Consider the following 25,070-nt stretch of genomic DNA (forward strand, 5'->3'; position numbering starts at 1 on the left):
TTCACAGCCACAGGCTACAGCGATAAAAAAAGACGCGAGGTTCGCGTCTTTTCTCTTTCTGGCGGGCAATCAGCGCTGTTGAACGCTGGATTGCAGCGACTTTATCGGTGTGACCCGCACCTGTTTTATCATATTGTCTTGCACGTCGAGGATATCGACGTCGTAGTGACTTATGCGCACACGGGTCCCGATCTCGGGGATCTCTTCCAGCTCTTCCAGCAGCATGCCGTTAATGGTACGAGCCTCGGTGGCCGGCAGCGTCCAGTTGAACGCCTTGTTTAACTCGCGCACGTTGGCAGTACCGTCTATCAGTACGGATCCGTCGCTCTGCGGATTAACTTCCTCCGCCAGCGTGGGTGACATTGAGGTCGTGAAATCGCCTACGATCTCCTCCAGAATATCTTCCACCGTTACCAGCCCCTGAATATCACCGTACTCGTCCACCACGATGCCGACTTTCTCTTTATTCCGCTGGAATTTTACCAGTTGGACATTGAGCGGCGTACCTTCAGGCACGTAGTAAATTTCGTCAGCGGCGCGCAACAAGTTCTCTTTGTTAAACTCTTTCTTCTCGGTCATCAGCCGGTAAGCTTCACGCACCCTCAGCATGCCGATAGCGTCATCCAGCGAGCTGCGATACAGCACGATGCGGCCGTGCGGCGAGTGGGTGAGCTGGCGCATGATCGACTTCCAGTCGTCATTGACGTCGATACCGACGATTTCGTTGCGCGGTACCATGATGTCATCGACCGTCACCTTTTCCAGATCCAGCACCGAGATCAGCATGTCCTGATTGCGACGGGAAATCTGCGAGTGGGATTCATTGACGATGGTGCGCAGCTCGTCCTTGCTCACCGCATCGCTGACGCGCACGTTGGTACGAATACCGAACACGCGTAATATCAGCGTGGTGATGCCATTGAGCAGCCACACTAGCGGGAACATCACCTTCTGCAGAGGCGCCAGTAAAAAGCTGCTGGGGAAGGCGATGCGTTCCGGATACAGCGCGGCGAAGGTTTTTGGCAGCACTTCGGCGAACAACAGCACGGCGAACGTCAATACGCCGGTGGCGATGGCCACACCGAGGTCGCCATACAAACGCATACCGACAATGGTCCCCAGGGCCGATGCGAGAATGTTCACCAGGTTATTGCCGATCAGCACCAGGCCAATCAGGCGATCCGGTTTTTGCAGCAGTTTCTCGACCCGGCGGGCAGAGCGGTTACCCTGCTTGGCGAGATGACGGAGACGATAGCGGTTGAGCGTCATCATGCCGGTTTCGGATGCTGAGAAGTAAGCGGAGACCACAATCATGATCACCAGAATAATGATCAGGGTCCCTGTCGAAACGTGCTCCAACGCGGTATTCCTTATATAAGGGAAAAGAGGGCCTGAGGCGGCTTAGCGCACCATGACTTGTTGAATCAGACGGCTGCCGAAGTAGGCCAGCGTCAGCAAGAAAGCGCCGGCAAAGCTGAACCAAACGACACGACGTCCGCGCCAACCTTCATGATAATGGCCCCACAGCAGAACGATGTACACAAACCAGGCCATGATGGACAGCACGGCTTTGTGAACGTTCTCTTTGCTGAACAGGTTATCCATATAAAGCAGACCGGTACACAGCGTGAGCGTGAGCAGCACTACGCCGATCTGGGTGATGTGGAACATTTTGCGTTCGATACTCATCAGCGGCGGCATGTCGGCACTGAAGGACAGTTTTTTATTTTTTAGCAGGTAGTCCAACCAGGCAAGCTGCAGCGCATACAGTGCGGCAATAATCAGCGTAGCGTAAGAGAACAGCGCCAGACCGATATGCACCATCAGCTCCGGGCTGGCTTCCAGATGGGTGATGAACTCGCCCGGCATAAAGCTGGCGAAGGTCAGATTGATCATCGCGAAGCTATAAACGATGGGCAGCAAGAACCAGCCGCGATTGCGCGAAGCGACAAAGGTCATGATCGAACAAATGATCAGGCTGACGATGGAACCGATGTTCAGCAGGCTGAGATTTTGCCCGGCGCTGACGTCAAAGATGCGTTGCTGCAGTGCGATGGCATGGCAAATTAGCGCCACCACCGCCGAGACGATAGCAAGCCGACGGTATGCGCTATTCTTCCGCAACAAGCTGGGAATAATCAGTCCAAGGCTGAGCAGGTAGGCCATCAAAGCCACAATGGAGAAAACTGGCATAGCGTTTAATTTTGCTTCGGCATGGTTAATTGGATTGCCAGTATAGCGTTGAGCGCGTTCTACTCCAACCGATCTCCAACGCTGGGGCAGAGATCCTGTACGCTTCGTGTTATCATCGCCGCAATTGTGTCGCCAAAGCGGCCTGTCATTACACGTTGAGCATGAGACGATGTTTGAAAATTTAACCGATCGATTGTCGCGCACCCTGCGCAATATCAGCGGCCGTGGGCGGCTGACCGAAGAGAATATCAAGGAAACCCTGCGTGAAGTGCGCATGGCGTTGCTGGAAGCGGACGTTGCGCTGCCGGTGGTGCGCGACTTTATCAACCGCGTCAAAGAGAGTGCGGTGGGGCATGAAGTCAACAAGAGCCTGACGCCGGGGCAAGAGTTCGTCAAGATCGTCAAGAGCGAGCTGATTGCCGCGATGGGCGAGGTGAATACCGAGCTGAACCTGGCTGCGCAACCGCCGGCCGTGGTGCTGATGGCGGGCCTGCAAGGCGCCGGTAAAACCACCAGCGTCGCCAAGCTCGGCAAATTCCTGAAAGAAAAACAGAAGAAAAAAGTATTGGTGGTTTCCGCGGACGTTTACCGTCCGGCGGCGATCAGGCAGTTGGAAACGTTGGCGGAAGGCGTCGGCATCGATTTCTTCCCGTCGGATGTCAAAGAAAAGCCGATCGACATCGTTAACCGTGCATTGCAGCAGGCCAAGCTGAAATTCTACGACGTGCTGATCGTCGATACCGCCGGCCGCTTGCACGTAGACGAAGCGATGATGGACGAGATCAAACAGGTGCACGCGGCGATCAAGCCGGTGGAAACCCTGTTTGTGGTCGATGCCATGACCGGTCAGGATGCCGCCAATACGGCCAAGGCCTTTAACGAGGCGCTACCGCTGACCGGCGTGGTGCTGACCAAGGTCGACGGCGATGCGCGTGGCGGTGCCGCGCTGTCTATCCGCCACATTACCGGCAAACCCATCAAGTTCCTCGGTGTGGGCGAGAAGACCGATGCGCTGGAGCCATTCCATCCAGATCGCGTGGCATCACGTATTCTCGGCATGGGCGATGTGCTGTCGCTGATCGAAGATATCGAAAGCAAAGTTGACCGCGAGCAAGCGGAAAAACTGGCTAACAAACTGAAGAAGGGCGACGGTTTCGATCTGACCGACTTCCTGGAACAGTTGAAGCAGATGCGTAACATGGGCGGCATGGCAAACATGCTGAGCAAATTGCCCGGTGCCGGCCAACTGCCGGACAATGTGAAATCGCAGATGGACGATAAAGTGCTGGTGCGCATGGAGGCGATCATCAACTCGATGACGCTGAAAGAGCGCGCCAAACCGGAAATCATCAAAGGTTCGCGCAAACGTCGTATCGCGATGGGATCCGGCATGCAGGTGCAAGATGTTAATCGCTTGTTAAAGCAGTTCGACGAAATGCAGCGCATGATGAAAAAGATGAAGAAAGGCGGGATGGCGAAAATGATGCGCGGCATGAAAGGTATGATGCCGCCGGGCTTCCCAGGCCGCTGACAGGCGCTTGCCCCTTGGGGTGAGCGTGTTTAAGCATTTGCCGTTCGCGGCAAAAAACGCCCGAAATAGTGCTGGCCGAAAAAAGTTGTTGACGGTGATCTACGCTTTAGATTGCTTTTTGCGCCAAAATGAGTAAAATTTTCGGGCTTTTTATATTGCAACCGGGCCCCGTTCCCTCAATGGGGCCCGGCTGTTTTATTAACTAAAGAGGATGTTATGGTAACAATTCGTTTGGCACGTGGCGGCGCTAAAAAGCGTCCGTTCTATCAAGTAGTAGTGACCGACAGCCGCAATGCTCGTGATGGTCGCTTCATCGAGCGCGTAGGCTTCTTCAACCCGATCGCATCTGGTCAGGCTGAAGCACTGCGTCTGGACCTGGACCGCATCGAACATTGGGTCGGCCTGGGTGCAACCGTTTCTGATCGCGTTCACGCGCTGATCAAAGACGCTAAGAAAGCAGCTTAATCTGTCGCGGTGGTGGCAATGAGCAAGCAACTCAAACCGGTAGCACCGATCGCGCCGATTGTACTCGGTAAAATGGGGTCTACTTACGGCATCCGTGGTTGGCTCAGAGTATTTTCATCCACCGAGAATGCCGAAAGCATTTTTGACTATCAGCCCTGGTTTATCCAGCAGGCGGGTCAATGGCAGCTTGTCGAGTTGGAAGACTGGAAGCGCCACAGTCAGGACCTGATCATCAAAGTCAAAGGCGTTGACGATCGGGATGCTGCGAATCTACTGACCAATCGTGAGATTGTCGTGGATTCGGAACAACTTCCCGAGCTGGAAGGTGATGACTACTACTGGAAAGACCTTATGGGCTGCCAGGTAGTCACTACCACCGGCTACGAACTGGGTAAAGTCGTCGATATGATGGAAACCGGTTCGAACGACGTGATGGTTGTGAAAGCTAATCTGAAGGATGCGTTCGGCATGAAGGAGCGGTTGGTCCCGTTTCTTCATGGGCAGGTTATCAAGAAAGTCGATCTCACTGCTCGCGTGATTGAGGCAGATTGGGATCCTGGTTTTTGACCTCCGAATTAAACGGTCGAAACAAGTGGAATAACGGTATGGGGATTGGCTTGTGTTCATTGGTATTGTAAGCCTGTTTCCTGAGATGTTCCGCGCGATCACCGATTACGGGGTGACTAGCCGGGCAGTAAAAAATGGCCTGCTGAGCGTGCAGTGTTGGAGTCCGCGTGACTTCACCTACGACCGGCATCGTACCGTGGACGATCGCCCTTATGGCGGCGGCCCGGGAATGCTGATGATGGTGCAACCCTTGCGGGAAGCTATTCATGCAGCAAAAGCAGCGGCAGGCGAGGGAGCAAAGGTGATTTATCTGTCACCTCAGGGGCGCAAGCTGGATCAAACCGGCGTGTGCGAACTGGCGGCCAACTCGAAGATGATTCTGGTTTGTGGCCGTTATGAAGGGATAGACGAGCGCGTAATCCAAACCGAAATTGATGAAGAATGGTCAATCGGCGATTATGTTCTCAGCGGTGGGGAACTGCCGGCAATGACCCTGATTGATTCTGTCGCCCGTTTTATACCGGGTGTACTGGGCCATCAGGCTTCAGCAGAAGAGGATTCTTTTGCCGATGGATTGCTGGACTGCCCGCACTATACCCGTCCTGAGGTGTTGGAAGGGATGGAGGTTCCGCCGGTTTTACTGTCGGGCAACCATGCCGAGATACGTCGCTGGCGCTTAAAGCAGTCGCTGGGCCGTACCTGGCTTAGAAGACCTGAACTTCTGGAAAGCCTAGCTCTGACTGACGAGCAAGCGGTGTTGCTGGCTGAGTTCCAACGGGAACATCAGGCCAAGCAGCAGGACTATGAAGGGAACGTCTGAGCATCTGGCTCGACGGGACCGATATATCAGTTTACCTAGGGTAAGAGACATATTATGAGCAACATTATTAAGCAAATTGAACAAGAGCAGATGAAGCAAGACGTACCTGCATTCCGTCCGGGTGATTCCGTGGAAGTGAAGGTATGGGTCGTTGAAGGTAGCAAAAAACGTCTGCAGGCATTCGAGGGCGTGGTTATCGCTATCCGTAACCGCGGTCTGCACTCTGCATTCACTGTTCGTAAGATTTCCAACGGCGAAGGTGTTGAGCGTGTATTCCAGACTCACTCCCCAGTAATCGACAGCATTACTGTTAAACGTCGTGGTGCCGTTCGTAAAGCCAAACTGTACTATCTGCGTGAGCGTACTGGTAAGTCTGCTCGTATCAAAGAGCGTCTGAACCGCGTCGGCTAACGCTGCATCCAAAAGTTAATAGCTATGAAGGGGTTGGCAATATGCCAACCCCTTTTTTTATGTCCGCGGGAAACAAACCACCGCTGGGACGTTACCAACTCAGGTTTTGCTTGCTGGCGTCTAAATCCCGGTCATACATCATCTGTAGGTTTTGATAAGTACACATGTCTATTTGATCGCAGTAGGTTTTAACCACTTTCTTCAGTAGTTTTTTGTCGGTGGCTTCAGTCAGTTTCTTAAAGGCATCCAGATTGGTTTTTTCCATCATGCGTAGGGTGGCTGGGTTATCCATGCCCACTGATTGCATGTCTTTTTTGGTTTTTGCCTGGATATAGCCAATCACGGCTTGTTTTTCAGCTTCAGTGCCTTTAAACCCTGTCGGGTCAACGAAGCCTTTCGGTGCGGCTATTGTCGCCATAGGTACGAGCAAGCTCAGGGCAAATAACACCTGCTTAAATTGCATGGGAACCTCTTTGTGTGCAGTTTATTGAATTATTTAACATGGTGGGGATATCCCGATCCGCTTTAAATCGGCCTTATTCCATGTCTGATATGGGGAAGGAGTCGCTCTTTAGCGGTAACCAATGGTATTCGGCAACTATTCATACAGTTTTATAATGATAATTCATTGATTAAATACTGAAAACCTTATTAGCCACAATTTGACGGATTGAAAGGCAAAATTGATATTTGCCAACTCTTGAGTTGGCAATAAGGAAAAAGCCTGCTGTCGCAGGCTATGCATTAGAGTGCGGTAGCGCGCTGTTTGCCTTTCTCCGGGTGCGGTTGAGCCGGGATGATATCACCGGGCTTTACGATCACCCGCGCGACGGACTCGTGCGTGGCAAAGGTACAGCTGCAGTTAATGTTCTGGCATTGATGATAGCGCTCCTTGGTCGACTCGCTCAGGTAGCGGCTGGAGCGAGTGTGGGCCACGTTACCGCATAGTGGACAGTGCATCATAGTTGAATCCCCCTTTCGACTGCATCAAGTTATGTGACTTATAATAGCCGGTTAACTTGCAAAAGCAAGATTTGGATTCAAAATAAAATCAATGATCGATAATGGTGAACTCAACCCGTTGAGTCAGCACATCGAGATCGATTTTGGTGACATAGCCACTGGCGTTTAATGTGTGAACTACCGTATTGATTATCCAGTTTTGCCGATCGATGGCTTCCTTGAATCCGCGTACCTGAATTGGCGTCTCGGGATAAAGCTCGGGCCGGCCCATCGCCAGGTTGATAGAAAACGGTAGTTTCCCTGCTGGATGCGTTCCCATTTTGCTCTGGCTGCCCGCATAGCATTTTCTTTGTTGGCATAAATCGTAGGCAAAGTGAAAACGTTATTACTGTCACCCTCGAGATAGTTGGGGGTTTCTGCCTCGTCAGAGGCGGCATGCTGGCGTTGCACCGCTAGCTGCTGCGGTTTGGCGTTCTTCGTATCCTGCCACTTGGCGCGAGCGCCGGTGTAATTCCCGCGATCGGCCAGGTTAAAGTAGTGCTGGTCGCCGTCATTACGGGCCAGGATAAACGGATCAATGGATTTGCCTGATGCAGTTTGCCCTCAGCCAGGAATGAGAAACAGCAGTCGCTCGTTTTTGATGGCCGCCACCGCACCATTCATCGTGGCCAGTCGGGTCAGGAACGCGGCATCTGTTTCTTGAGTCTGGTCGATGTGGGATATCTTTATCTCGGCAAGTCCGGTTGCCAGTGTATTGCCCAGACGGTTACGGTTTGCTATCTCATTAACGATGTCACCCAGGGTTTTGTCATGATAAGAATGATCGCGGGCGATGTTCATCGAGCCTCTAAAGTCGACGCTGCGGGCACGGAGGGTGAGTTTATCTGGTGCCCCCTGATGCTCGACTTCATCAATAGTAAACTTGCCTTTATCGACTAACCCCTGACCTTTCCAGCCCAGCTTCAGGGTAATCACCTGATTACGTGTCGGCATCACCACTTGGCCATCGGCATCGTCGAGCTCAAGCACCAACTGATCTGCGGTAAAACCGCGGTGATCGGTCAATGTCAGGGATTGGTATTCGAACGACAGCGAAGGACCCAGCGTAGAAACCACGCGGCCGTCATCGAGGTTGAGGCGTAGCCTGTCGGGGAACGCCTGCAGAGCAGGTAGAGCGTTGACAAGTGCTGTGCGCAACTGCTCGGGTTTTAACATGATATGTCTCCTGGCAGGCGGGGCCTGCTTGGGGGGGAATAGAAGAAAGCAATGCCAAAAGCTGCCGTCATGAACGGCTTCCCTGCAGGCATAATGCTCGTTCGGCGTTGCGGCGGCGTTCCAGCCCTTTGCTTTTGACGCCGTTGACATAAACCCAGCGCGGCAATTGATCGCAGGCTGCCTGCCATTGCCGGCGTTTAATAAAGGTGGCCAGGGTGGAATTACAGGCGGCATTGACGCCGACGTTAAAGGCAAAGGCGCTGACTGCGTCATAAACCTGCTGCGGCATCGCTACATTGATGCAGCGAGCTATACCGCGTTCGACGTTGCGGACATCGTCGAGCAGATTGGCGGCCGCCTGACGTTCGCTGATGGGGGCACCCGGTTTCACGCCGGCGGTATGGCCGATGCCGCTGGTCCAGACGCCTGCGCTGCACTGATAGGGGGCGAGCTGGCAGCCTTCAAAATCGGCGATCAGGCGCAATCCTTGTTCGGAGGTTTTCAGGGTATCGAATTGCGGCAGTAAGGCGGCGATCGCCAGAATAACGGCCACGCTGCAGCGTTTAGCGAGTGAGTTCATCGTAGACTCCGGGTTTCAGGCCGTTTTTTTTTAATGACTCCAACAGCTGATAGCTTTTGCGCCGGTAGTACCAATTCACCGCGAAGGTGCCGACACCGACTGCTGCGCCGACCAGAATGGCGATATCCTGTGCAGAATGTCGTCCGAGCCAGGCCAGGCAGGCTGCCACTATGTAGGCGAAGGTTGATGTGAATTTTTCCATCGCTTAGTCCCAGAGTTTGACGGTTTCGCGTTGCGCCGCCGCCGGCAGGTCCGGTAGCTCGATCGGGTGACCGTGCGGCAGCAGCGGGCCAACGTCGGCCAAGCCGATATTGGCGAGATAGACCTGCTCTACCAGACGTTGTGTACGGCCGTAATAGCGCCAGCAAATCGCGTCAATGGTGTCGCCCTGTTGTGCATAAATTTTCATCATTACCATCCTGCGATGTGAGTGGGTGAGAGGGGGCTGCCCCCCGAATGCTCACCAGTTTCCCGCGCGTGGCAAGAGGCGGCAATGTAATGGCGTTGTGGATGAGGTGGCACAACTAAAGCGAAAAATACGTGCGACAGAAACGAAAACACCCGCTGGCTGCGGGTGTTGGAAATAGGGGGGGGGAGGCGTATTCAGGCGTTGGCCTAGCGAGGGTCCTGCCTGTCGGCCGGGTAAAATATTTCTTGATAATCATTGTCTGGCAGTACTTGGCCGGCGAGATCCGAGATCAGTGACATGGCGATCAGCAACTCGTTGGAGTTGCATTGAGCAGCCTGTGAAACATCGGCGATGAACTGGATTCGGGACAGTGTTACTTGTTGTTTATCCATGACATTCACTGTTTTTACCCTCTATTAATCATACTGTTTATTTATACAGTATTAAGCAAAACGCTAAAGGCGTCAATGGTCAGACTTATCATTTGTGCAGTAAAAATATGCCCAGTCATTGATTAGCAGAAATTGTACGAGAGGGGCGTTGAAGGCGATGCTCCCCTTCTGAGCGGGACTTCCCGTTGCAGAATGCGTGTCCATAACCGGCGTGCGAAAGCGAGTACCCCATAGCGCCAGTGGGTTCAGTCGCTGCCGGTGGCGTTCGGTGAACTGCGCCCGCAAATATAGGGTGGCGCGGGGTGAGCCTGTACCGCCGGCGCAAGGAAGGAGAGCAGGGCTTTTAGCGCCGAATAAAATGACGTTGTTGGGCCTCTGCGATTTCCTGACAGGTCACGCAGCGGCTTACCCCGGGAATGGCGATGCGTCGTGCTGTCGGGATTGCGGCTTCGCATTCAATGCAAAACCGTGCCGAGGTCTGTGTTATTGCCGGTCTGGCGTGCGCGATTTGCTTCTCGAGCATCAGTGCTTGGCGCTCTTGCGCTATATCAATGGTGTCAGCCAAGGTATGTTCTCCTGACAAGGGGCGAATTGGGGCCGAGCGGCATCCGGCGGATTGCACGCCTGGAATGACCAACGGTTATTTTTCCTGAGTTAGCTGGCAGTCTTCTTCGCTGATATAGCGCGGTAGCGACTTACCCAGCGCAATAAAGTCATTGAGCGCAGCAACAATTTTCTGTCGCTGGGGATAGCTCATTTCGTGGAACAACGGCAGCAACGAGTGGCTTTCGGTCAATCCGGCGTGAAAACACAACGTGTGGCGTAAATGCAGCGGCGCCGTGTTGTAGATCTCCTCGGCCTGATTGGTCTGTTGGGCAAACAGCGTACGGCGGATTTCTGCAATGTGCCGCAGGCCGATAGCCCGTTGCTCTTCAGTGGCCAGCAGCATGACAACCTCCTTTGCATGCGCATTGACGTTTTACTTGCAAAAGCAAGGTCCGATTCTTACCGGGCATCTGCAATACAGAGTATCGAACCCGATACCTATGGACTTGCTATTGGCATGATGCGGTGTTTGCATTTTCATTAATCATGTCGCATCATCTTAACTAAAGTGACATGAAAATCGTTTGTTAGGCGATCAGATGCTACTTTAGATCGCAAAATGCGACTTGTAAATGCAAATTTTGATTTTAATCGGTGATGATATGCGTGAAGAGACTGTGAGTGATAATGCCTCTGTGGGCGCAGTGATTGAAAGGCTCCTTTCATCTTATGGCGTTGGTACGCAAAAAGAGCTGAGCGAAATCCTCGGGATAGCCCCAAATAACATCAGCAGCTGGCAACAGCGCGGTAGCGTGCCCGGCTATGTGATCATCAGCTGTGCATTAACCACTGGTGCAGATTTGGCTTGGTTAATGAACGGTGAACTTGCAAAAACAAGAAATATCCACAAGCCAGTACAGCCTGCGCAGGGTAAAGCGCTTTATGATCGGGTGCTTGCTTCGGGTGGGAAGAGCGTGCTTCGTCGTATTCTCGATGCTTATGGCTTCAGTCTGCAAAAAGAATTGGGGGATCTGCTGGGGATTTCTTCGGGCACGATGAGCACCTGGGTGCGCCGTAACTATTTCCCTGGGGATATCGTGGTGACCTGCGCTCTGGATACCGGCGTGTCTTTGTTATGGCTGGCGACCGGCCAGGGAGATATGTGGGCCGACAACGGGGCTGAAACCGCGCCTGCAGGAGGGCGAACCTTACCCAAGTATCGATTGATCGCCGGGCAGTTGAAAGATGCGGGCGAATGGGTGGCGGACAGTTCGTTGATCCCGGCCAGTGTAGCGCAGCCGGCCTATATCGACGGCGGGCGGTTATCCTGGCTGGTGGATTTGTCGGTGACGCACATTGCCAATGGCCGTTGGCTGATCGACATCGACGGCAACCTGGACGTCTATGATATCGCGCGTCTGCCGGGCAATCAGGTGCAGGTGAGTGGAGGTCATACGGATTTTCAATGTTCTCCCGATGCACTGAAAGCGCTGGGCATAGTCTGGTTGACGCTGAGCCCGCAAGCATAAAAAAAGCCCATCAATGATGGGCTTGATCGAGTGAGGCTTGGAAGGATTACAGGCCGTAAACCAGCGAGACCGAGGTGGTGGTGTCGGTATTTTTCGGCGCAGACGCCGGTGGTTTGCTGTTGTAAGTCACGGTGTAAGCCAGGCGCAGCGAGAACTTGTCGTTGATCGCAACGCTTAATGCGGTTTCGGAGTTCAGCGTGGTTTCTTCGTTAGCCAGTGCCGAAACGCCTTCGGAGAACTTGGTGGTGTCGGTCAGCTGGTACGAATAGTTGGCTGCGCCGTAGGCCAGCGCTTTCGTTGAACGGCCACCGCCATGATATTCATCGTGACGCACGCCCGGACCAAATTCTACCCGTAAGTCGCTGAGCGGCCCATTGAGCAATTGACGACCGTAACCGCCGGTTGCAGTAGAACGAGAGTCGTAACCGTTAAAACGATCGCTCAGCCAGCTTGCCTGACCGAACAGGTAATTGCGATCGGACAGATTATAACGGGTACGGCCGCCGGCCTGATACTTTTCCGATGAGCGCACGTTGGAAGACGTGGTGTTGTTGGCCGCTCCCCACAGGCTGTAGGCAGCATCGCTGTTAAACCAGGTCATGCTGGTATTGGCCAACAGGGTCGAACTTTGCGAGTTGCCTGACTGGGCGTTGTATCCGGCCTGGACATTACCTTCAAACGGCTTTTTAGCGGTGGCCGGGTCGTCCATCGCAGTGAAAAGCGTATTGTCGGCAAAGGCTGAAACGCTGGTGAAGGCAGTCAAACAGCTAATGAATAGTGGAATAGCGCGACGAGCGCGTAAAGAGAGCATTTTGGATCCAGTTGTTAAGAGTGATTATAGGTGATAACGGTCACATTATAACGATTCGGCATTGCGACAAAAATAGCCGTGATTAGCTTAAGTTTTAAATTTTCCATCCTCACTTATTCACTTTTCTTCTACTTAATTAACCCCTCCCGTTGGCACATCATGCTAAGTGTCCTTAAGGTCTGATGGGTTTTTAGACGAGATTGTCGCCGGTGGGCAACAAAAACGGCTGTCATAACCCCGCTGAGGCTCCGTTCCTGTCTGCCATGTGCTGCAATGTTTTTTGTACATTAATGTTTACGGTTGTCGTCTGGAGTGTTCAAAACAATAGGCCGTAAATCAGAACCGGAAAGGTGATTAAATTTATTTTTATTGATTTAAAATCAATGAAATGACTGCTTTTTTCTGCTATCGATATCCTGAGTTTTTGGGGGCGTGTTGTGGTGGTAATTTTTTATTTACGGATTTCGGATTGAAAACTTTACAGTTCATGGTAGGGTAAGGCTCTGAAACGCTCAACGTTCTCATCACGCTTACGCATAACGGCAAAACGACAGGAATAGCATCATGCAAAAAGACGCGCTCAATAACGTACATATCAGTGCAGAACAAATTCTGATCACACCGGAAGAACTGAAGAACCAGTTCCCGCTTAGCGCCAGCGATGAAAATGAAATCGCCACTGCGCGCAAAACCATCGCCGATATTCTGCAGGGGCGCGATCACCGCCTGCTGGTGGTGTGCGGGCCTTGTTCTATCCACGATCCGGATGCGGCACTGGATTACGCCCGTCATTTGAAAACCCTGTCGGCTGAATTGAGCGATCAGCTGTATATCGTTATGCGTGTCTATTTTGAGAAACCGCGGACCACGGTCGGCTGGAAGGGCCTGATTAACGACCCGTACATGGATGGTTCGTTTGACGTTGAGGCAGGTTTGCACATCGCGCGTCGCCTGTTGCTTGACCTGGTCGGGATGGGGTTGCCGTTGGCGACCGAAGCGTTGGATCCGAACAGCCCGCAATACCTGGGCGATTTGTTCAGTTGGTCAGCGATTGGTGCCCGTACTACTGAATCGCAAACTCACCGTGAGATGGCTTCAGGGTTGTCAATGCCGGTAGGTTTCAAAAACGGTACCGATGGCAGCCTGGGTACGGCAATTAACGCCATGCGCGCAGCGGCAATGCCGCACCGGTTTGTCGGTATTAATCAGGCGGGTCAGGTGTGTCTGTTGCAAACTCAGGGTAATCCGGATGGCCACGTGATCCTGCGCGGCGGCAAGACGCCAAACTACAGCGCCGAGCACGTTGCGGCTTGCGAAAAACAGATGCAGGATGCGGGACTCCACCCATCCTTGATGATAGATTGCAGCCATGGCAACTCGAATAAAGACTATCGCCGTCAGCCGGCGGTTGCCGAGTCCGTGGTTGAGCAGATCAAAGCGGGTAACCGTTCGATCACCGGCATTATGCTGGAAAGTCACCTGCACGAAGGCAGCCAGTCTTCTGAGCAACCACGTGCAGATATGCGCTACGGTGTTTCTGTTACTGACGCCTGCATTAACTGGGAGAGTACAGAGACGCTGCTGCGCCATATGCACCAGGAACTCGGCGCTGCGCTGACGGCACGCACTGGAGAGTAGTAAGTTATGGTGGCTGAACTGACCGCGTTGCGCGATCAAATCGACGAAGTGGATAAAGCGCTGCTGGAGCTGCTGGCGAAACGCCTGCAACTGGTGGCGGAAGTGGGCGAGGTTAAAAGCCACCACGGTTTACCGGTGTACGTTCCCGAGCGTGAGGCGGCGATGCTGGCCTCGCGCCGTAAAGAAGCGGAAAACCTTGGCGTGCCGCCGGATCTGATCGAAGACGTACTGCGCCGCGTGATGCGCGAGTCTTACGTCAGCGAGAATGACAAAGGTTTTAAAACCTTGTGTCCGCAGTTGCGCCCGATTGTGATTATCGGCGGTAACGGTCAAATGGGGCGGTTGTTCAATCGTCTGCTGACGCTGTCCGGCTACCAGGTCAAGGTGCTGGATCAGGAAGATTGGCCGCAGGCCGACGCATTGTTGGCGGATGCTGGCATGGTGATCGTCAGCGTGCCTATTCACGTGACCGAACAGGTGATTGAGCGGCTGCCGCCGTTGCCGGCGGATTGTATTCTTGTCGATCTGGCTTCGGTAAAAAATCGTCCTCTGAATGCCATGCTTGCGGCACATGGTGGCCCGGTGGTGGGGCTGCACCCGATGTTCGGGCCGGATGTAGGCAGCGTGGCCAAGCAGGTCGTGGTGTATTGCGATGGTCGCCAACCGGAAGCCTATCAGTGGTTGCTGGAACAGTTGCAGGTGTGGGGTGCTCGTTTACACCGCATCAGCGCAGTTGAGCACGATCAGAATATGGCGTTTATCCAGGCGCTACGCCATTTCGCGACTTTTGCCTATGGGCTGCATCTGGCGGAAGAGAACGTTCAATTGGAACAACTGCTGGCGCTGTCTTCGCCAATCTACCGGCTGGAACTGGCGATGGTCGGGCGACTGTTTGCTCAGGACCCGCAGTTGTATGCGGATATCATCATGTCGTCGGAAGAGAACATCGCGCTGATTAAACGCTACTACCAGCGTTTTGGCGAGGCGATAAAGCTACTGGAACACGGAGATAAGCAGGCGTTTATCCAGAGCTTCCAGAAGGTGGAGGACTGGTTTGGCGATTACGCCCAACGCTTCCTGGTGGAAAGCCGTTCGCTGTTGCGGCAGGCGAATGACAGTCGGCAATAAGTTATCAGGGTTCGGCTAGCCGAACCCTTTTTTATTTCATTCAGGACGGATTGACCGGTACCACGCTGTCGCTGGGATAGCAGCCCAGCACCTTCAGCGAACGGGTGATCGGCGTTAGATCTTTCAAGGCTTTTTGCATCGCTTCAGAACGCAGGTTCGCTTGCACATCGATATAAAACATCTCTTCCCATGGATTGCCGTTAATTGGACGGGACTCCAGTTTGGTCATGATGATGCCGTTGTCACGCAGCACCAGCAACGCTTCAACCAGCGCGCCTGACTGCTGGCCGGTGGCCATAATCAGCGTGGTTTTGGCCGGTACTTGTTCCGACACCTCGATAGCCTTGCGCGCCAACACGATGAAGCGGGTAATGTTCTGCTGCTGGTTTGCCAGGTTGTGTTCCAGTACCTGCAGGCCATACAGTGCGCCGCCAGCCTCGCTGCCCAATGCCGCAGCTTTCGGTGAGTTTAGCTTGGCGACTTTTTCCATTGCTGCCGCGGTGCTTTCGCAGTACTCGATTTTCCAGTGCGGGTAGCGGTTAATAAACTGACTGCATTGTTGGAACGGTTGCGGGTGGCTGTACACGGTTTCGATCTGATTCAGGTCGGTGTCGCCGGCTACCAGAACACAGTGATTGATAGGATTGGTCAGTTCGCCCACGATCGACAGGCTGGTGTGCTGCAGCAGATCGTAGACGTCGTTGATCGAGCCGGAACTGGTATTTTCAATCGGCAGGATGGCGTAATCCGCCTGACCGGTTTCGACCTGAGTGAAAATGTCCTGGAATTTATGGCAACCGCACTCAATCAGTTGGTCGAAGTGGCGAGCGGCGTATTGGCGCGCTGCCAGGTGCGAATAAGATCCTTTCGGCCCGAGGAAGGCAATGCGGGCCGAATGTTGGCTGATTTGATTAAGCTGATGCTGCAACAGCGCTTGCTGGGTCAATACCGAGTCTTCGATAATCAGCTGGAACAGGCGGGTAACGTAAAAACCGTCGAGATCGTAGGGTTTGGCGGCGGCGATTAACGCATCGAGCAGGTCTCGTTCGCGTTCTTTATCGCGGATGGGACGATGGGAATGCAACTTGGTTTTTCCGACCTCGACCGCCAGCTCACGGCGCTCTGCCAGCAGCGCCAGCAGTTTGAGATCCAGTGCGCTGATGCGTTCGCGCAGCACGAGTAACGGGTTGTCAGTCATAATCAGCTTCTGCCTTGTATTTTTATACGTCGTAAATAGCCATAAAAAAAGCCCCCTGTTTCAGGAGGCTTTGCTGTTCGTCTTCGCATTCTTTATCACACGACGAAACGCCTCCCAATCAGGGGAAGGTAAAAAAGAATGCGAAGAAAAACGGTTTGCGGGTCATGCGTTATCCAAAATAGGCGTGAGACAGGTTTTAAAGTAACCGCAGGCTTTTATCTCTGTCAATAAAAACTCCAGACAAAAAACGCGCCCTCGGGCGCGTTTGAAGTGAAACAGCCGCTAAACGGTTATTCCTGTTCCGGCTCAACTTCCGGAACGATGTCTTTCACACTGGTGGCGGCGCGGCGTGCTTCGCCTTTGTGCTGCACCTTATTCAACTGACGCTCCAGCTTGGCGATCAGATCGTTAACGGCGGTGTACATGTCTTCATGTTTTGCGCTGGCGACCAGCGGGCCGTTAGGGGTGGTAATGGTGGCGTCTGCTACAAACCCTTTAGGTTCTTTGGATAAAACAATATGCGGGTTAATCAGCTGGGCCTGCCATTTTTCCAGTTTGGTGAGACGGTCTTCGACGTGACTGCGGATTGCGGGAGTGATATCCATTTGTTTGCTGGTAATGTTCAATGTCATATAACTTACCTCTCTGTCTTTCCGTCTTGGATGACCCCAGCATACCGCGCTTTTTGCTTAAATGCGTGATGAAAATCACGTTTTTTTGTCACTTTTTGCAAAGTTAGTTCAATCTGTGATTCAGCATTTGAATCGGTCATCTAACGCTTGAGTCTTGCGAACAGAACGCGCATTATTGAAAGGATAAGCGGTTGTGCAATCTTGCTAATACCTTGTTTTTGCTTGTGTATTTTTCCAATTATGACCAAATTCGCAGCAAATAAAAACGGCAGCCGAAGCTGCCGTTTTGCTTTTCTGCCATCGCTAATCCGCTTATGACGGATTGGCGGCAATCACTTTGGCCACTTTGTCGGCCTGGCCGCTCAATTGCAGCTGTTTGTAAGCGTTTTCCATCAGAGGTAAGGCGTCGCGCGTTGCCTGGGTATCCGGGTATTCACGCAACATCTGATCGGCACGATTAACGACCGCGACGTAAGCACCGCGTTTAGTGTAGTATTCCACCACCGAAAGCTCATATTTGGCCAGGCGGTCTTTCAGATACACCAGACGCTTGTTGGCATCGGTTACATACTGGCTGGTCGGGTATTGCTGAATCAGCTGGCTGAAATCGCGAAAAGCAGCGCGAGCATGCTGTGGATCGCGGTCTGAACGATCGACCCCGAAGAAGCCTTGCAACGCACTGTCATCCAGCGCCATATCGGTCAGACCACGCATGTACATCACGTAGTCGATGTTCGGGTGCGTTGGGTTCAAACGCATGAAACGATCGATAGACGCCTGAGCCAGCGGTAAATCGGCAGATTTATAATAGGCATAAATCAGGTCCAACTGAACCTGCTGGGAGTACGGTCCGAAAGGATAGCGGTTATCTAACGCTTCGAGTTGCGTAATCGCGCCCTTAAAGTTACCGTCCTGCAGTTTTTGCTGGGCAGTAGCATAGATTTCCGAAGGTGGGTTGTCGGGAACCGCATCCTTGGATGTGGAGCAACCTGCCAGCGCCAGGCTCAACGTGGCTGCCGCCACCAGATATTTCATACGCGTCATGACGTTTTGATTATCCTCAGGGTGTTATTCCGGGAGACTGTCCGTTAAGCTCCCGACAAAGACCAGGTACAATAGCACATTATATTAAACGGCATCGCCGTGAAAACCCAACGTTAACGAAGAAGCTGCATATGGCACAACAAGTACAACTCACCGCAACGGTGGCCGAATCTCAACTCGGACAACGTTTAGATCAGGCTTTGGCCGAATTGTTCCCTGATTATTCACGATCTCGCATAAAAGAATGGATCCTGGACGATCGGGTACAGGTTAATGGCAAAACGACGAACAAACCGAAAGAGAAAGTGCTGGGGGGAGAGACGGTCGCCATTGATGCCCAGATAGAAGAAGAAGCCCGTTGGGAACCGCAGGATATTGCACTGAATATCGTCTACGAAGACAGTGATATTTTAGTGATCAACAAGCCTCGCGATCTGGTTGTGCACCCTGGCGCCGGTAACCCGGACGGCACGGTGCTCAATGCGCTGCTGCATTACTATCCGGAAATCGCTGACGTGCCGCGTGCCGGTATCGTGCACCGTCTGGACAAAGACACTACAGGCTTGATGGTGGTGGCGAAAACCGTTCCTGCGCAAACTCGCCTGGTCGAGGCGTTGCAGGCGCGTGAAATCACCCGCGAATACGAAGCGGTCGCTATTGGTACCATGACCGCAGGCGGTACCGTTGAAGAGCCGATCTCACGCCACTCCACCAAGCGCACGCATATGGCGGTGCACCCGATGGGCAAACCGGCGGTGACGCATTACCGCATTATGGAGCACTTCCGCGCGCATACCCGTTTGCGTCTGCGTCTGGAAACCGGTCGTACCCATCAAATCCGCGTGCATATGTCGCACATCAATCATCCGCTGGTAGGCGATCAGCTGTACGGTGGCCGCCCACGTCCGCCGAAAGGCGCATCGGAGGCATTTATTGCTACGCTACGCGGTTTCGATCGCCAGGCGCTGCACGCCACCATGCTGCGTTTGTATCACCCAATCAGCGGTATCCAGATGGAATGGCATGCGCCGTTGCCGCAGGATATGGTCGATCTGATTAACGCGCTGAAGGTCGATACCGAAGAATTCAAAGATCAGATGAATTGGTAATGGATTCGCTTATCCTGCCTGATTGGCCGTTGCCTGCTGGGGTCAAAGCCTGCAGCACCACACGTGGTGGCGGTATTAGCCTGCCGCCATATGATTCGCTCAACCTCGGCACCCATGTCGGGGATGTTGCGTCTGCGGTGGAGCGTAACCGTGAACGGCTGGTGGGGGGCGTGAGCCTGCCGCAGATGCCGCTTTGGCTGGAGCAGGTTCACGGTACCCGCGTAGTGCGGCTGGATGGACAAACCCCAACCGATCTGTGTGCGGATGCGGTTTACAGCAATGTGCCAGGGCAGGTGTGCGCAGTGATGACGGCGGACTGCCTGCCGGTGTTGTTCTGCTCACACGCCGGTGATGAAGTTGCCGCTGCCCACGCCGGTTGGCGCGGGCTTTGCAATGGCGTGCTGGAACAGACTCTGGCGGCATTTGCCGCTGAACCGGACCACATCAGCGCCTGGCTTGGTCCGGCAATCGGCCCGCAGCAGTTTGAAGTGGGGCCAGAGGTTCGTACCGCATTTATGGCAGTGGATAGCGCCGCGGCGGCCGCTTTTATCCCGCACGGCGATAAGTTCCTGGCAGATATCTACCTGCTGGCTCGCCAGCGCCTGCAGCACGCCGGCGTAAAACTCATCTACGGCGGTGATCGCTGTACGGTTAGCGAAATCAGTCAATTTTTCTCCTATCGACGCGATGGAGTAACCGGACGTATGGCAAGTTTAATCTGGCTGATATAACCTATTGAATTGGGACGGTCCACTGACGCATGACGTTGTACTGATAATATAGTGTCGAAATAACCTTGAAAATTTGAGGGATGACCTCATTTAATCTCCAGTAGCAATTTTGACCTACATTGGAGGTGTTATGCGTCTGGATCGTCTTACCAACAAATTCCAGCTTGCCCTCGCCGATGCCCAATCTTTAGCCCTTGGGCACGACAACCAGTTTATGGAACCGTTACATCTGATGAGCGCTCTGCTCACTCAGGAAGGGGGCACGGTTCGTCCATTATTAACTTCAGCCGGTATCGATAGCGGGCGCGTGCGCACCGAAATCGAACAGGCATTGTCTCGTCTGCCTCAGGTTGAAGGCACTGGTGGTGACGTTCAACCGTCCCATGAACTGGTGCGCGTTCTGAACCTGTGCGACAAGCTGGCGCAAAAGCGGGCGGACAAATTCATTTCTTCCGAACTGTTCGTCCTGGCGGTGCTTGAAGATCGCGGAACCTTGACCGATCTGCTGAAAGCCGCCGGAGGAACAGCCGATAAGATCAGTAAGGCCATTGAGCAAATGCGGGGTGGTGACAGCGTGGAAGATCAGGGTGCTGAAGATCAGCGTCAGGCGTTGAAGAAATACACTATCGATCTGACCGAGCGCGCCGAACAGGGCAAACTTGACCCGGTTATCGGCCGTGACGAAGAGATCCGCCGCACCATTCAGGTGTTGCAACGTCGTACCAAGAATAACCCGGTGCTGATCGGCGAGCCTGGCGTGGGTAAAACCGCGATTGTCGAAGGTCTGGCGCAGCGCATCATTAATGGTGAAGTGCCGGAAGGCCTGAAGCACAAACGCGTGTTGTCCCTCGACATGGGGGCGTTGATCGCCGGGGCTAAATACCGCGGTGAATTTGAAGAGCGACTCAAAGGCGTACTGAGCGATCTGTCAAAACAGGAAGGCAGCGTCATTCTGTTTATCGATGAGTTGCATACCATGGTCGGCGCGGGCAAGGCCGATGGCGCAATGGATGCCGGCAACATGCTTAAACCTGCGCTGGCGCGTGGGGAACTTCACTGTGTTGGCGCGACTACGTTGAACGAGTACCGTCAGTATATAGAGAAGGATGCGGCGCTTGAACGTCGTTTCCAGAAGGTCTATGTGGCTGAGCCGAGCGTCGAAGATACCATTGCTATCCTGCGCGGCTTGAAGGAGCGTTATGAGCTGCACCACCATGTGCAGATCACCGACCCGGCGATAGTTGCTGCGGCCACGCTGTCACACCGCTATATCTCCGATCGTCAGTTGCCGGATAAAGCTATCGATCTGATCGATGAGGCGGCGTCAAGTATCCGTATGCAGATGGACTCCAAACCGGAATCGCTCGACAGGCTGGAACGCCGCATTATTCAGCTCAAACTGGAACAGCAGGCGCTGAACAAAGAGTCGGACGACGCCAGCAAGAAACGCCTGGAAATGCTCAGCAGCGAGCTGGAGCAGAAAGAGCGCGAATATTCAGAATTGGAAGAAGAGTGGAAAGCCGAGAAAGCTTCGCTCTCCGGCACCCAGAATATAAAGGCGGAACTGGAGCAGGCCAAGATCACTCTGGAGCAGGCGCGTCGCGTCGGCGATCTGGGGCGTATGTCTGAACTGCAGTATGGCAAGATCCCTGAGTTGGAAAAACAGCTCGCCGCCGCTACGCAAGCCGAAGGCAAAACCATGAAGCTACTGCGTAACCGGGTGACTGACGCGGAAATCGCTGAAGTGCTGGCGCGCGCCACCGGTATCCCGGTAGCCAGAATGTTGGAGGGCGAGCGTGACAAACTGCTGCGTCTGGAGCAGGAGTTGCATTCGCGGGTGATTGGCCAGGATGAAGCAGTCACTGCGGTATCCAATGCGATCCGTCGCAGCCGTGCGGGATTGTCTGACCCTAACCGGCCGATCGGCTCGTTCCTGTTCCTCGGCCCGACCGGGGTGGGTAAAACTGAGCTGTGCAAAGCGTTGGCGTCTTTCCTGTTCGACAGTGACGATGCGATGGTGCGTATCGATATGTCCGAGTTTATGGAGAAACATTCGGTATCGCGGCTGGTGGGCGCACCTCCGGGCTACGTTGGTTATGAAGAGGGCGGTTATCTGACCGAGGCCGTGCGCCGTCGACCTTATTCGGTGATCCTGCTGGATGAAGTGGAGAAAGCGCACCCGGATGTGTTCAACATCCTGCTGCAGGTATTGGATGACGGGCGTCTGACCGATGGTCAGGGTCGTACCGTTGATTTCCGCAATACCGTGGTGATCATGACCTCTAACCTTGGGTCTGACCTGATACAGGAACACTTTGGTCAGATGAACTATGCGCAGATGAAAGAATCGGTTATGGAAATGGTTACCCATCATTTCCGCCCGGAATTCATCAACCGTATAGATGAGGTGGTAGTGTTCCACCCGCTCGGCCAGAAGCATATTGCCGAGATTGCCAAGATTCAGCTGGCGCGTCTGTACAAGCGTCTTGAGGAGCGTGGTTACGAAGTCACCATGACCGAACCGGCATTGGCACTGTTGGGCCAAACCGGCTACGACCCTGTTTATGGCGCACGTCCGTTGAAACGCGCTATCCAGCAGGAAATCGAGAACCCGTTGGCGCAGCAAATTCTTTCCGGCAAGCTGATCCCGGGCAAACTGGTGACGCTGGATGTGGAAAACGAGCATATCGTGGCCAGGCAATAACGGCTATTTAGCGTAATAAACAAAAAGGGAGCGGGATACCGCTCCCTTTTTGTTATCTGTTTTTTGCCGGGCTTGTGGGGTTTGCATCCCCCATAGCCCTAAAACCCCACTTTTTAGGCTAATAAATATCCTAAAAAGCCGTTATTGATTAATGTTTGAGCGCTTGAAAAGTTTTTTGCATTTAGGGGTTGCGGCCTTCTGAGAACTCCCTATAATGCGCCTCCACTGACCGGGAACAACGACTCCTCTAACGAGAACCAGTCGCCAGGTCGGTAAGAGAAAAGCGAAATAAACGCTTGACTCTTCGGGTGAAAAGCGTAGTATACGCCACCTCGAGATAGCAAGCTACGGCGGCTAACTCACTGCTCTTTAACAATTTATCAGACAATCTGTGTGGGCACTCCACAAGACGATATCCAGTACCTTCGGGTACGAAAAAATATCAAGTCTTGAAGAGTGACTACTGAAGTAAAATTCATTTAGTAACCTTTGAGCATCGCTTCACGAGTTGAAGCAAATCGAACTTTTAAATTGAAGAGTTTGATCATGGCTCAGATTGAACGCTGGCGGCAGGCCTAACACATGCAAGTCGAGCGGTAGCACAGGAGAGCTTGCTCTCTGGGTGACGAGCGGCGGACGGGTGAGTAATGTCTGGGAAACTGCCTGATGGAGGGGGATAACTACTGGAAACGGTAGCTAATACCGCATAACGTCTACGGACCAAAGTGGGGGACCTTCGGGCCTCACGCCATCAGATGTGCCCAGATGGGATTAGCTAGTAGGTGGGGTAATGGCTCACCTAGGCGACGATCCCTAGCTGGTCTGAGAGGATGACCAGCCACACTGGAACTGAGACACGGTCCAGACTCCTACGGGAGGCAGCAGTGGGGAATATTGCACAATGGGCGCAAGCCTGATGCAGCCATGCCGCGTGTGTGAAGAAGGCCTTAGGGTTGTAAAGCACTTTCAGCGAGGAGGAAGGGTTCAGTGTTAATAGCACTGTACATTGACGTTACTCGCAGAAGAAGCACCGGCTAACTCCGTGCCAGCAGCCGCGGTAATACGGAGGGTGCAAGCGTTAATCGGAATTACTGGGCGTAAAGCGCACGCAGGCGGTTTGTTAAGTCAGATGTGAAATCCCCGCGCTTAACGTGGGAACTGCATTTGAAACTGGCAAGCTAGAGTCTTGTAGAGGGGGGTAGAATTCCAGGTGTAGCGGTGAAATGCGTAGAGATCTGGAGGAATACCGGTGGCGAAGGCGGCCCCCTGGACAAAGACTGACGCTCAGGTGCGAAAGCGTGGGGAGCAAACAGGATTAGATACCCTGGTAGTCCACGCTGTAAACGATGTCGATTTGGAGGTTGTGCCCTTGAGGCGTGGCTTCCGGAGCTAACGCGTTAAATCGACCGCCTGGGGAGTACGGCCGCAAGGTTAAAACTCAAATGAATTGACGGGGGCCCGCACAAGCGGTGGAGCATGTGGTTTAATTCGATGCAACGCGAAGAACCTTACCTACTCTTGACATCCAGAGAATTCGCTAGAGATAGCTTAGTGCCTTCGGGAACTCTGAGACAGGTGCTGCATGGCTGTCGTCAGCTCGTGTTGTGAAATGTTGGGTTAAGTCCCGCAACGAGCGCAACCCTTATCCTTTGTTGCCAGCGATTCGGTCGGGAACTCAAAGGAGACTGCCGGTGATAAACCGGAGGAAGGTGGGGATGACGTCAAGTCATCATGGCCCTTACGAGTAGGGCTACACACGTGCTACAATGGCGTATACAAAGAGAAGCGAACTCGCGAGAGCAAGCGGACCTCATAAAGTACGTCGTAGTCCGGATTGGAGTCTGCAACTCGACTCCATGAAGTCGGAATCGCTAGTAATCGTAGATCAGAATGCTACGGTGAATACGTTCCCGGGCCTTGTACACACCGCCCGTCACACCATGGGAGTGGGTTGCAAAAGAAGTAGGTAGCTTAACCTTCGGGAGGGCGCTTACCACTTTGTGATTCATGACTGGGGTGAAGTCGTAACAAGGTAACCGTAGGGGAACCTGCGGTTGGATCACCTCCTTACCTAATGATATTGATTCGAGTGGCGTGCTCACACAGATTGTCTGATGAAAAAGTAATGAGCAAAAGCGCTACCTGTTGATGTAATGAGTCTCTGACTCATGCTGATACGAACCGATTAAGACGTTCAGTTTAATCGGATTTTCGTGTCCCCATCGTCTAGAGGCCTAGGACACTGCCCTTTCACGGCTGTAACAGGGGTTCGAATCCCCTTGGGGACGCCAATCCGATAATGAGTGAAAGACATTATCACCGGTTAGTCATAACCGAAAAAATCTTAAAGATGACTCTTGCGAGTCGTGTTTAAGATATTGCTCTTTAACAATCTGGAACAAGCTGAAAATTGAAACATGACAGCTGAAACTTATCCCTCCGTAGATGTATTGG

Annotated in this window: 26 protein-coding genes, 1 tRNA gene, 1 rRNA gene, 1 pseudogene and 1 other annotated feature; of the genes and pseudogenes, 13 read left to right on the top strand and 16 right to left on the bottom strand. The window is 53.2% G+C overall.

All coding sequences use genetic code 11. The features are described from left to right. Positions 1-69: 69 nt before the first annotated feature. Both JEM67_RS04760 and JEM67_RS04765 read right to left on the bottom strand, forming a co-directional pair. On the bottom strand, positions 70-1,359 hold the full coding sequence (locus JEM67_RS04760) for an HlyC/CorC family transporter (protein WP_199638339.1): 1,290 nt from the start codon (positions 1,357-1,359) through the stop codon (positions 70-72). Positions 1,360-1,401: 42 nt separating this feature from the next. After that, positions 1,402-2,193, bottom strand: a complete 792-nt coding sequence (locus JEM67_RS04765) for a cytochrome C assembly family protein (protein ID WP_199638341.1) — start codon at positions 2,191-2,193, stop codon at positions 1,402-1,404. A 169-nt stretch (positions 2,194-2,362) separates the two neighbouring features. On the opposite strand from JEM67_RS04765, the gene ffh reads away from it, so the two are divergent. From ffh to rplS, 5 genes are all read left to right on the top strand, one after another. After that, positions 2,363-3,724 (top strand): signal recognition particle protein, encoded by a 1,362-nt coding sequence (gene ffh, locus JEM67_RS04770; RefSeq protein WP_006323687.1) that lies wholly within the window; start codon positions 2,363-2,365, stop codon positions 3,722-3,724. A 216-nt stretch (positions 3,725-3,940) separates the two neighbouring features. Then, positions 3,941-4,189 carry a 30S ribosomal protein S16 gene (gene rpsP, locus JEM67_RS04775; RefSeq protein ID WP_004932501.1) on the top strand — a complete coding sequence of 83 codons (249 nt, stop codon included), beginning with the start codon at positions 3,941-3,943 and terminating at the stop codon, positions 4,187-4,189. Between the two features lie 18 nt (positions 4,190-4,207). After that, positions 4,208-4,756 carry a ribosome maturation factor RimM gene (rimM, locus tag JEM67_RS04780; RefSeq protein WP_004950368.1) on the top strand — a complete coding sequence of 183 codons (549 nt, stop codon included), beginning with the start codon at positions 4,208-4,210 and terminating at the stop codon, positions 4,754-4,756. 52 nt (positions 4,757-4,808) lie between these two features. Then, positions 4,809-5,576, top strand: coding sequence for a tRNA (guanosine(37)-N1)-methyltransferase TrmD (gene trmD / locus JEM67_RS04785; RefSeq protein ID WP_006323688.1), 768 nt, complete (start codon positions 4,809-4,811; stop codon positions 5,574-5,576). Positions 5,577-5,630: 54 nt separating this feature from the next. After that, complete coding sequence (gene rplS, locus JEM67_RS04790; protein ID WP_004950372.1) at positions 5,631-5,987, top strand: 50S ribosomal protein L19; 357 nt, start codon at positions 5,631-5,633, stop codon at positions 5,985-5,987. 91 nt (positions 5,988-6,078) lie between these two features. Here rplS and JEM67_RS04795 read toward each other — a convergent pair whose 3' ends face one another. From JEM67_RS04795 to JEM67_RS04835, 9 genes and pseudogenes are all read right to left on the bottom strand, one after another. Continuing rightward, on the bottom strand, positions 6,079-6,450 hold the full coding sequence (locus tag JEM67_RS04795; RefSeq protein ID WP_199638343.1) for a hypothetical protein: 372 nt from the start codon (positions 6,448-6,450) through the stop codon (positions 6,079-6,081). Between the two features lie 281 nt (positions 6,451-6,731). Then, positions 6,732-6,950 carry a DNA-binding transcriptional regulator gene (locus JEM67_RS04800; RefSeq protein WP_065505891.1) on the bottom strand — a complete coding sequence of 73 codons (219 nt, stop codon included), beginning with the start codon at positions 6,948-6,950 and terminating at the stop codon, positions 6,732-6,734. Positions 6,951-7,038: 88 nt separating this feature from the next. Beyond that, positions 7,039-8,165: pseudogene (locus JEM67_RS04805) on the bottom strand (contractile injection system protein, VgrG/Pvc8 family). 67 nt (positions 8,166-8,232) lie between these two features. After that, entirely contained in the window at positions 8,233-8,745 is a 513-nt protein-coding gene (locus tag JEM67_RS04810) for a lysozyme (protein WP_199638345.1), read from the bottom strand. Continuing rightward, entirely contained in the window at positions 8,729-8,947 is a 219-nt protein-coding gene (locus tag JEM67_RS04815) for an HP1 family phage holin (RefSeq protein ID WP_006323707.1), read from the bottom strand. Before JEM67_RS04815 ends, JEM67_RS04810 begins: the two co-directional genes overlap by 17 nt. A gap of 3 nt (positions 8,948-8,950) precedes the next feature. Beyond that, complete coding sequence (locus JEM67_RS04820; protein ID WP_041415897.1) at positions 8,951-9,154, bottom strand: tail protein X; 204 nt, start codon at positions 9,152-9,154, stop codon at positions 8,951-8,953. A 206-nt stretch (positions 9,155-9,360) separates the two neighbouring features. Beyond that, positions 9,361-9,546, bottom strand: a complete 186-nt coding sequence (locus tag JEM67_RS04825) for a hypothetical protein (RefSeq protein ID WP_233527823.1) — start codon at positions 9,544-9,546, stop codon at positions 9,361-9,363. Positions 9,547-9,889: 343 nt separating this feature from the next. Then, positions 9,890-10,111: a TraR/DksA C4-type zinc finger protein gene (locus JEM67_RS04830; RefSeq protein ID WP_199638349.1), complete on the bottom strand. Its 222-nt coding sequence runs from the start codon at positions 10,109-10,111 to the stop codon at positions 9,890-9,892. A 75-nt stretch (positions 10,112-10,186) separates the two neighbouring features. Then, a complete protein-coding gene (locus JEM67_RS04835; RefSeq protein WP_199638351.1) occupies positions 10,187-10,495 on the bottom strand; it encodes a hypothetical protein in 309 nt (102 codons plus the stop codon). Positions 10,496-10,724: 229 nt separating this feature from the next. Here JEM67_RS04835 and JEM67_RS04840 point away from each other — a divergent pair, with 229 nt between their 5' ends. Beyond that, on the top strand, positions 10,725-11,621 hold the full coding sequence (locus JEM67_RS04840; RefSeq protein ID WP_199638353.1) for a helix-turn-helix domain-containing protein: 897 nt from the start codon (positions 10,725-10,727) through the stop codon (positions 11,619-11,621). Positions 11,622-11,667: 46 nt separating this feature from the next. On the opposite strand, the gene JEM67_RS04845 is transcribed toward JEM67_RS04840, so the two are convergent. Continuing rightward, entirely contained in the window at positions 11,668-12,432 is a 765-nt protein-coding gene (locus JEM67_RS04845) for a DUF481 domain-containing protein (RefSeq protein WP_062869687.1), read from the bottom strand. A 564-nt stretch (positions 12,433-12,996) separates the two neighbouring features. Here JEM67_RS04845 and JEM67_RS04850 point away from each other — a divergent pair. Together JEM67_RS04850 and tyrA are read left to right on the top strand one after the other, a co-directional pair. Further along, complete coding sequence (locus tag JEM67_RS04850; RefSeq protein ID WP_006323715.1) at positions 12,997-14,070, top strand: 3-deoxy-7-phosphoheptulonate synthase; 1,074 nt, start codon at positions 12,997-12,999, stop codon at positions 14,068-14,070. A 6-nt stretch (positions 14,071-14,076) separates the two neighbouring features. Beyond that, positions 14,077-15,198, top strand: a complete 1,122-nt coding sequence (gene tyrA / locus JEM67_RS04855; protein WP_013811571.1) for a bifunctional chorismate mutase/prephenate dehydrogenase — start codon at positions 14,077-14,079, stop codon at positions 15,196-15,198. 40 nt (positions 15,199-15,238) lie between these two features. On the opposite strand, the gene pheA is transcribed toward tyrA, so the two are convergent. From pheA to bamD, 4 genes are all read right to left on the bottom strand, one after another. Then, complete coding sequence (gene pheA, locus JEM67_RS04860; protein WP_013811572.1) at positions 15,239-16,396, bottom strand: bifunctional chorismate mutase/prephenate dehydratase; 1,158 nt, start codon at positions 16,394-16,396, stop codon at positions 15,239-15,241. A gap of 41 nt (positions 16,397-16,437) precedes the next feature. Beyond that, positions 16,438-16,563 (bottom strand) — a sequence feature (Phe leader region). Further along, positions 16,515-16,562, bottom strand: coding sequence for a hypothetical protein (locus JEM67_RS04865; RefSeq protein WP_197062210.1), 48 nt, complete (start codon positions 16,560-16,562; stop codon positions 16,515-16,517). Its footprint overlaps the feature before it by 48 nt. A 123-nt stretch (positions 16,564-16,686) precedes the next feature. Then, on the bottom strand, positions 16,687-17,028 hold the full coding sequence (gene raiA / locus JEM67_RS04870) for a ribosome-associated translation inhibitor RaiA (RefSeq protein WP_013811573.1): 342 nt from the start codon (positions 17,026-17,028) through the stop codon (positions 16,687-16,689). A gap of 312 nt (positions 17,029-17,340) precedes the next feature. After that, entirely contained in the window at positions 17,341-18,072 is a 732-nt protein-coding gene (gene bamD, locus JEM67_RS04875; RefSeq protein ID WP_006323718.1) for an outer membrane protein assembly factor BamD, read from the bottom strand. Positions 18,073-18,203: 131 nt separating this feature from the next. On the opposite strand from bamD, the gene rluD reads away from it, so the two are divergent. The 5 genes from rluD (at position 18,204) to JEM67_RS04900 (ending at position 24,907) form a co-directional block, all read left to right on the top strand. Continuing rightward, positions 18,204-19,181 carry a 23S rRNA pseudouridine(1911/1915/1917) synthase RluD gene (gene rluD, locus JEM67_RS04880; protein ID WP_004950391.1) on the top strand — a complete coding sequence of 326 codons (978 nt, stop codon included), beginning with the start codon at positions 18,204-18,206 and terminating at the stop codon, positions 19,179-19,181. Beyond that, complete coding sequence (gene yfiH / locus JEM67_RS04885; RefSeq protein WP_199638355.1) at positions 19,181-19,912, top strand: purine nucleoside phosphorylase YfiH; 732 nt, start codon at positions 19,181-19,183, stop codon at positions 19,910-19,912. Before rluD ends, yfiH begins: the two co-directional genes overlap by 1 nt. A 130-nt stretch (positions 19,913-20,042) precedes the next feature. After that, positions 20,043-22,616, top strand: coding sequence for an ATP-dependent chaperone ClpB (gene clpB, locus JEM67_RS04890; RefSeq protein ID WP_199638357.1), 2,574 nt, complete (start codon positions 20,043-20,045; stop codon positions 22,614-22,616). A 528-nt stretch (positions 22,617-23,144) separates the two neighbouring features. Then, a 16S ribosomal RNA gene (locus tag JEM67_RS04895) occupies positions 23,145-24,686 on the top strand. A 145-nt stretch (positions 24,687-24,831) separates the two neighbouring features. Then, positions 24,832-24,907: transfer RNA gene (locus JEM67_RS04900), tRNA-Glu, on the top strand. Positions 24,908-25,070: the final 163 nt, after the last annotated feature.

This window comes from Serratia sp. PAMC26656 (genome assembly GCF_016469055.2).
GTDB classification, from domain to species: domain Bacteria; phylum Pseudomonadota; class Gammaproteobacteria; order Enterobacterales; family Enterobacteriaceae; genus Serratia; species Serratia plymuthica.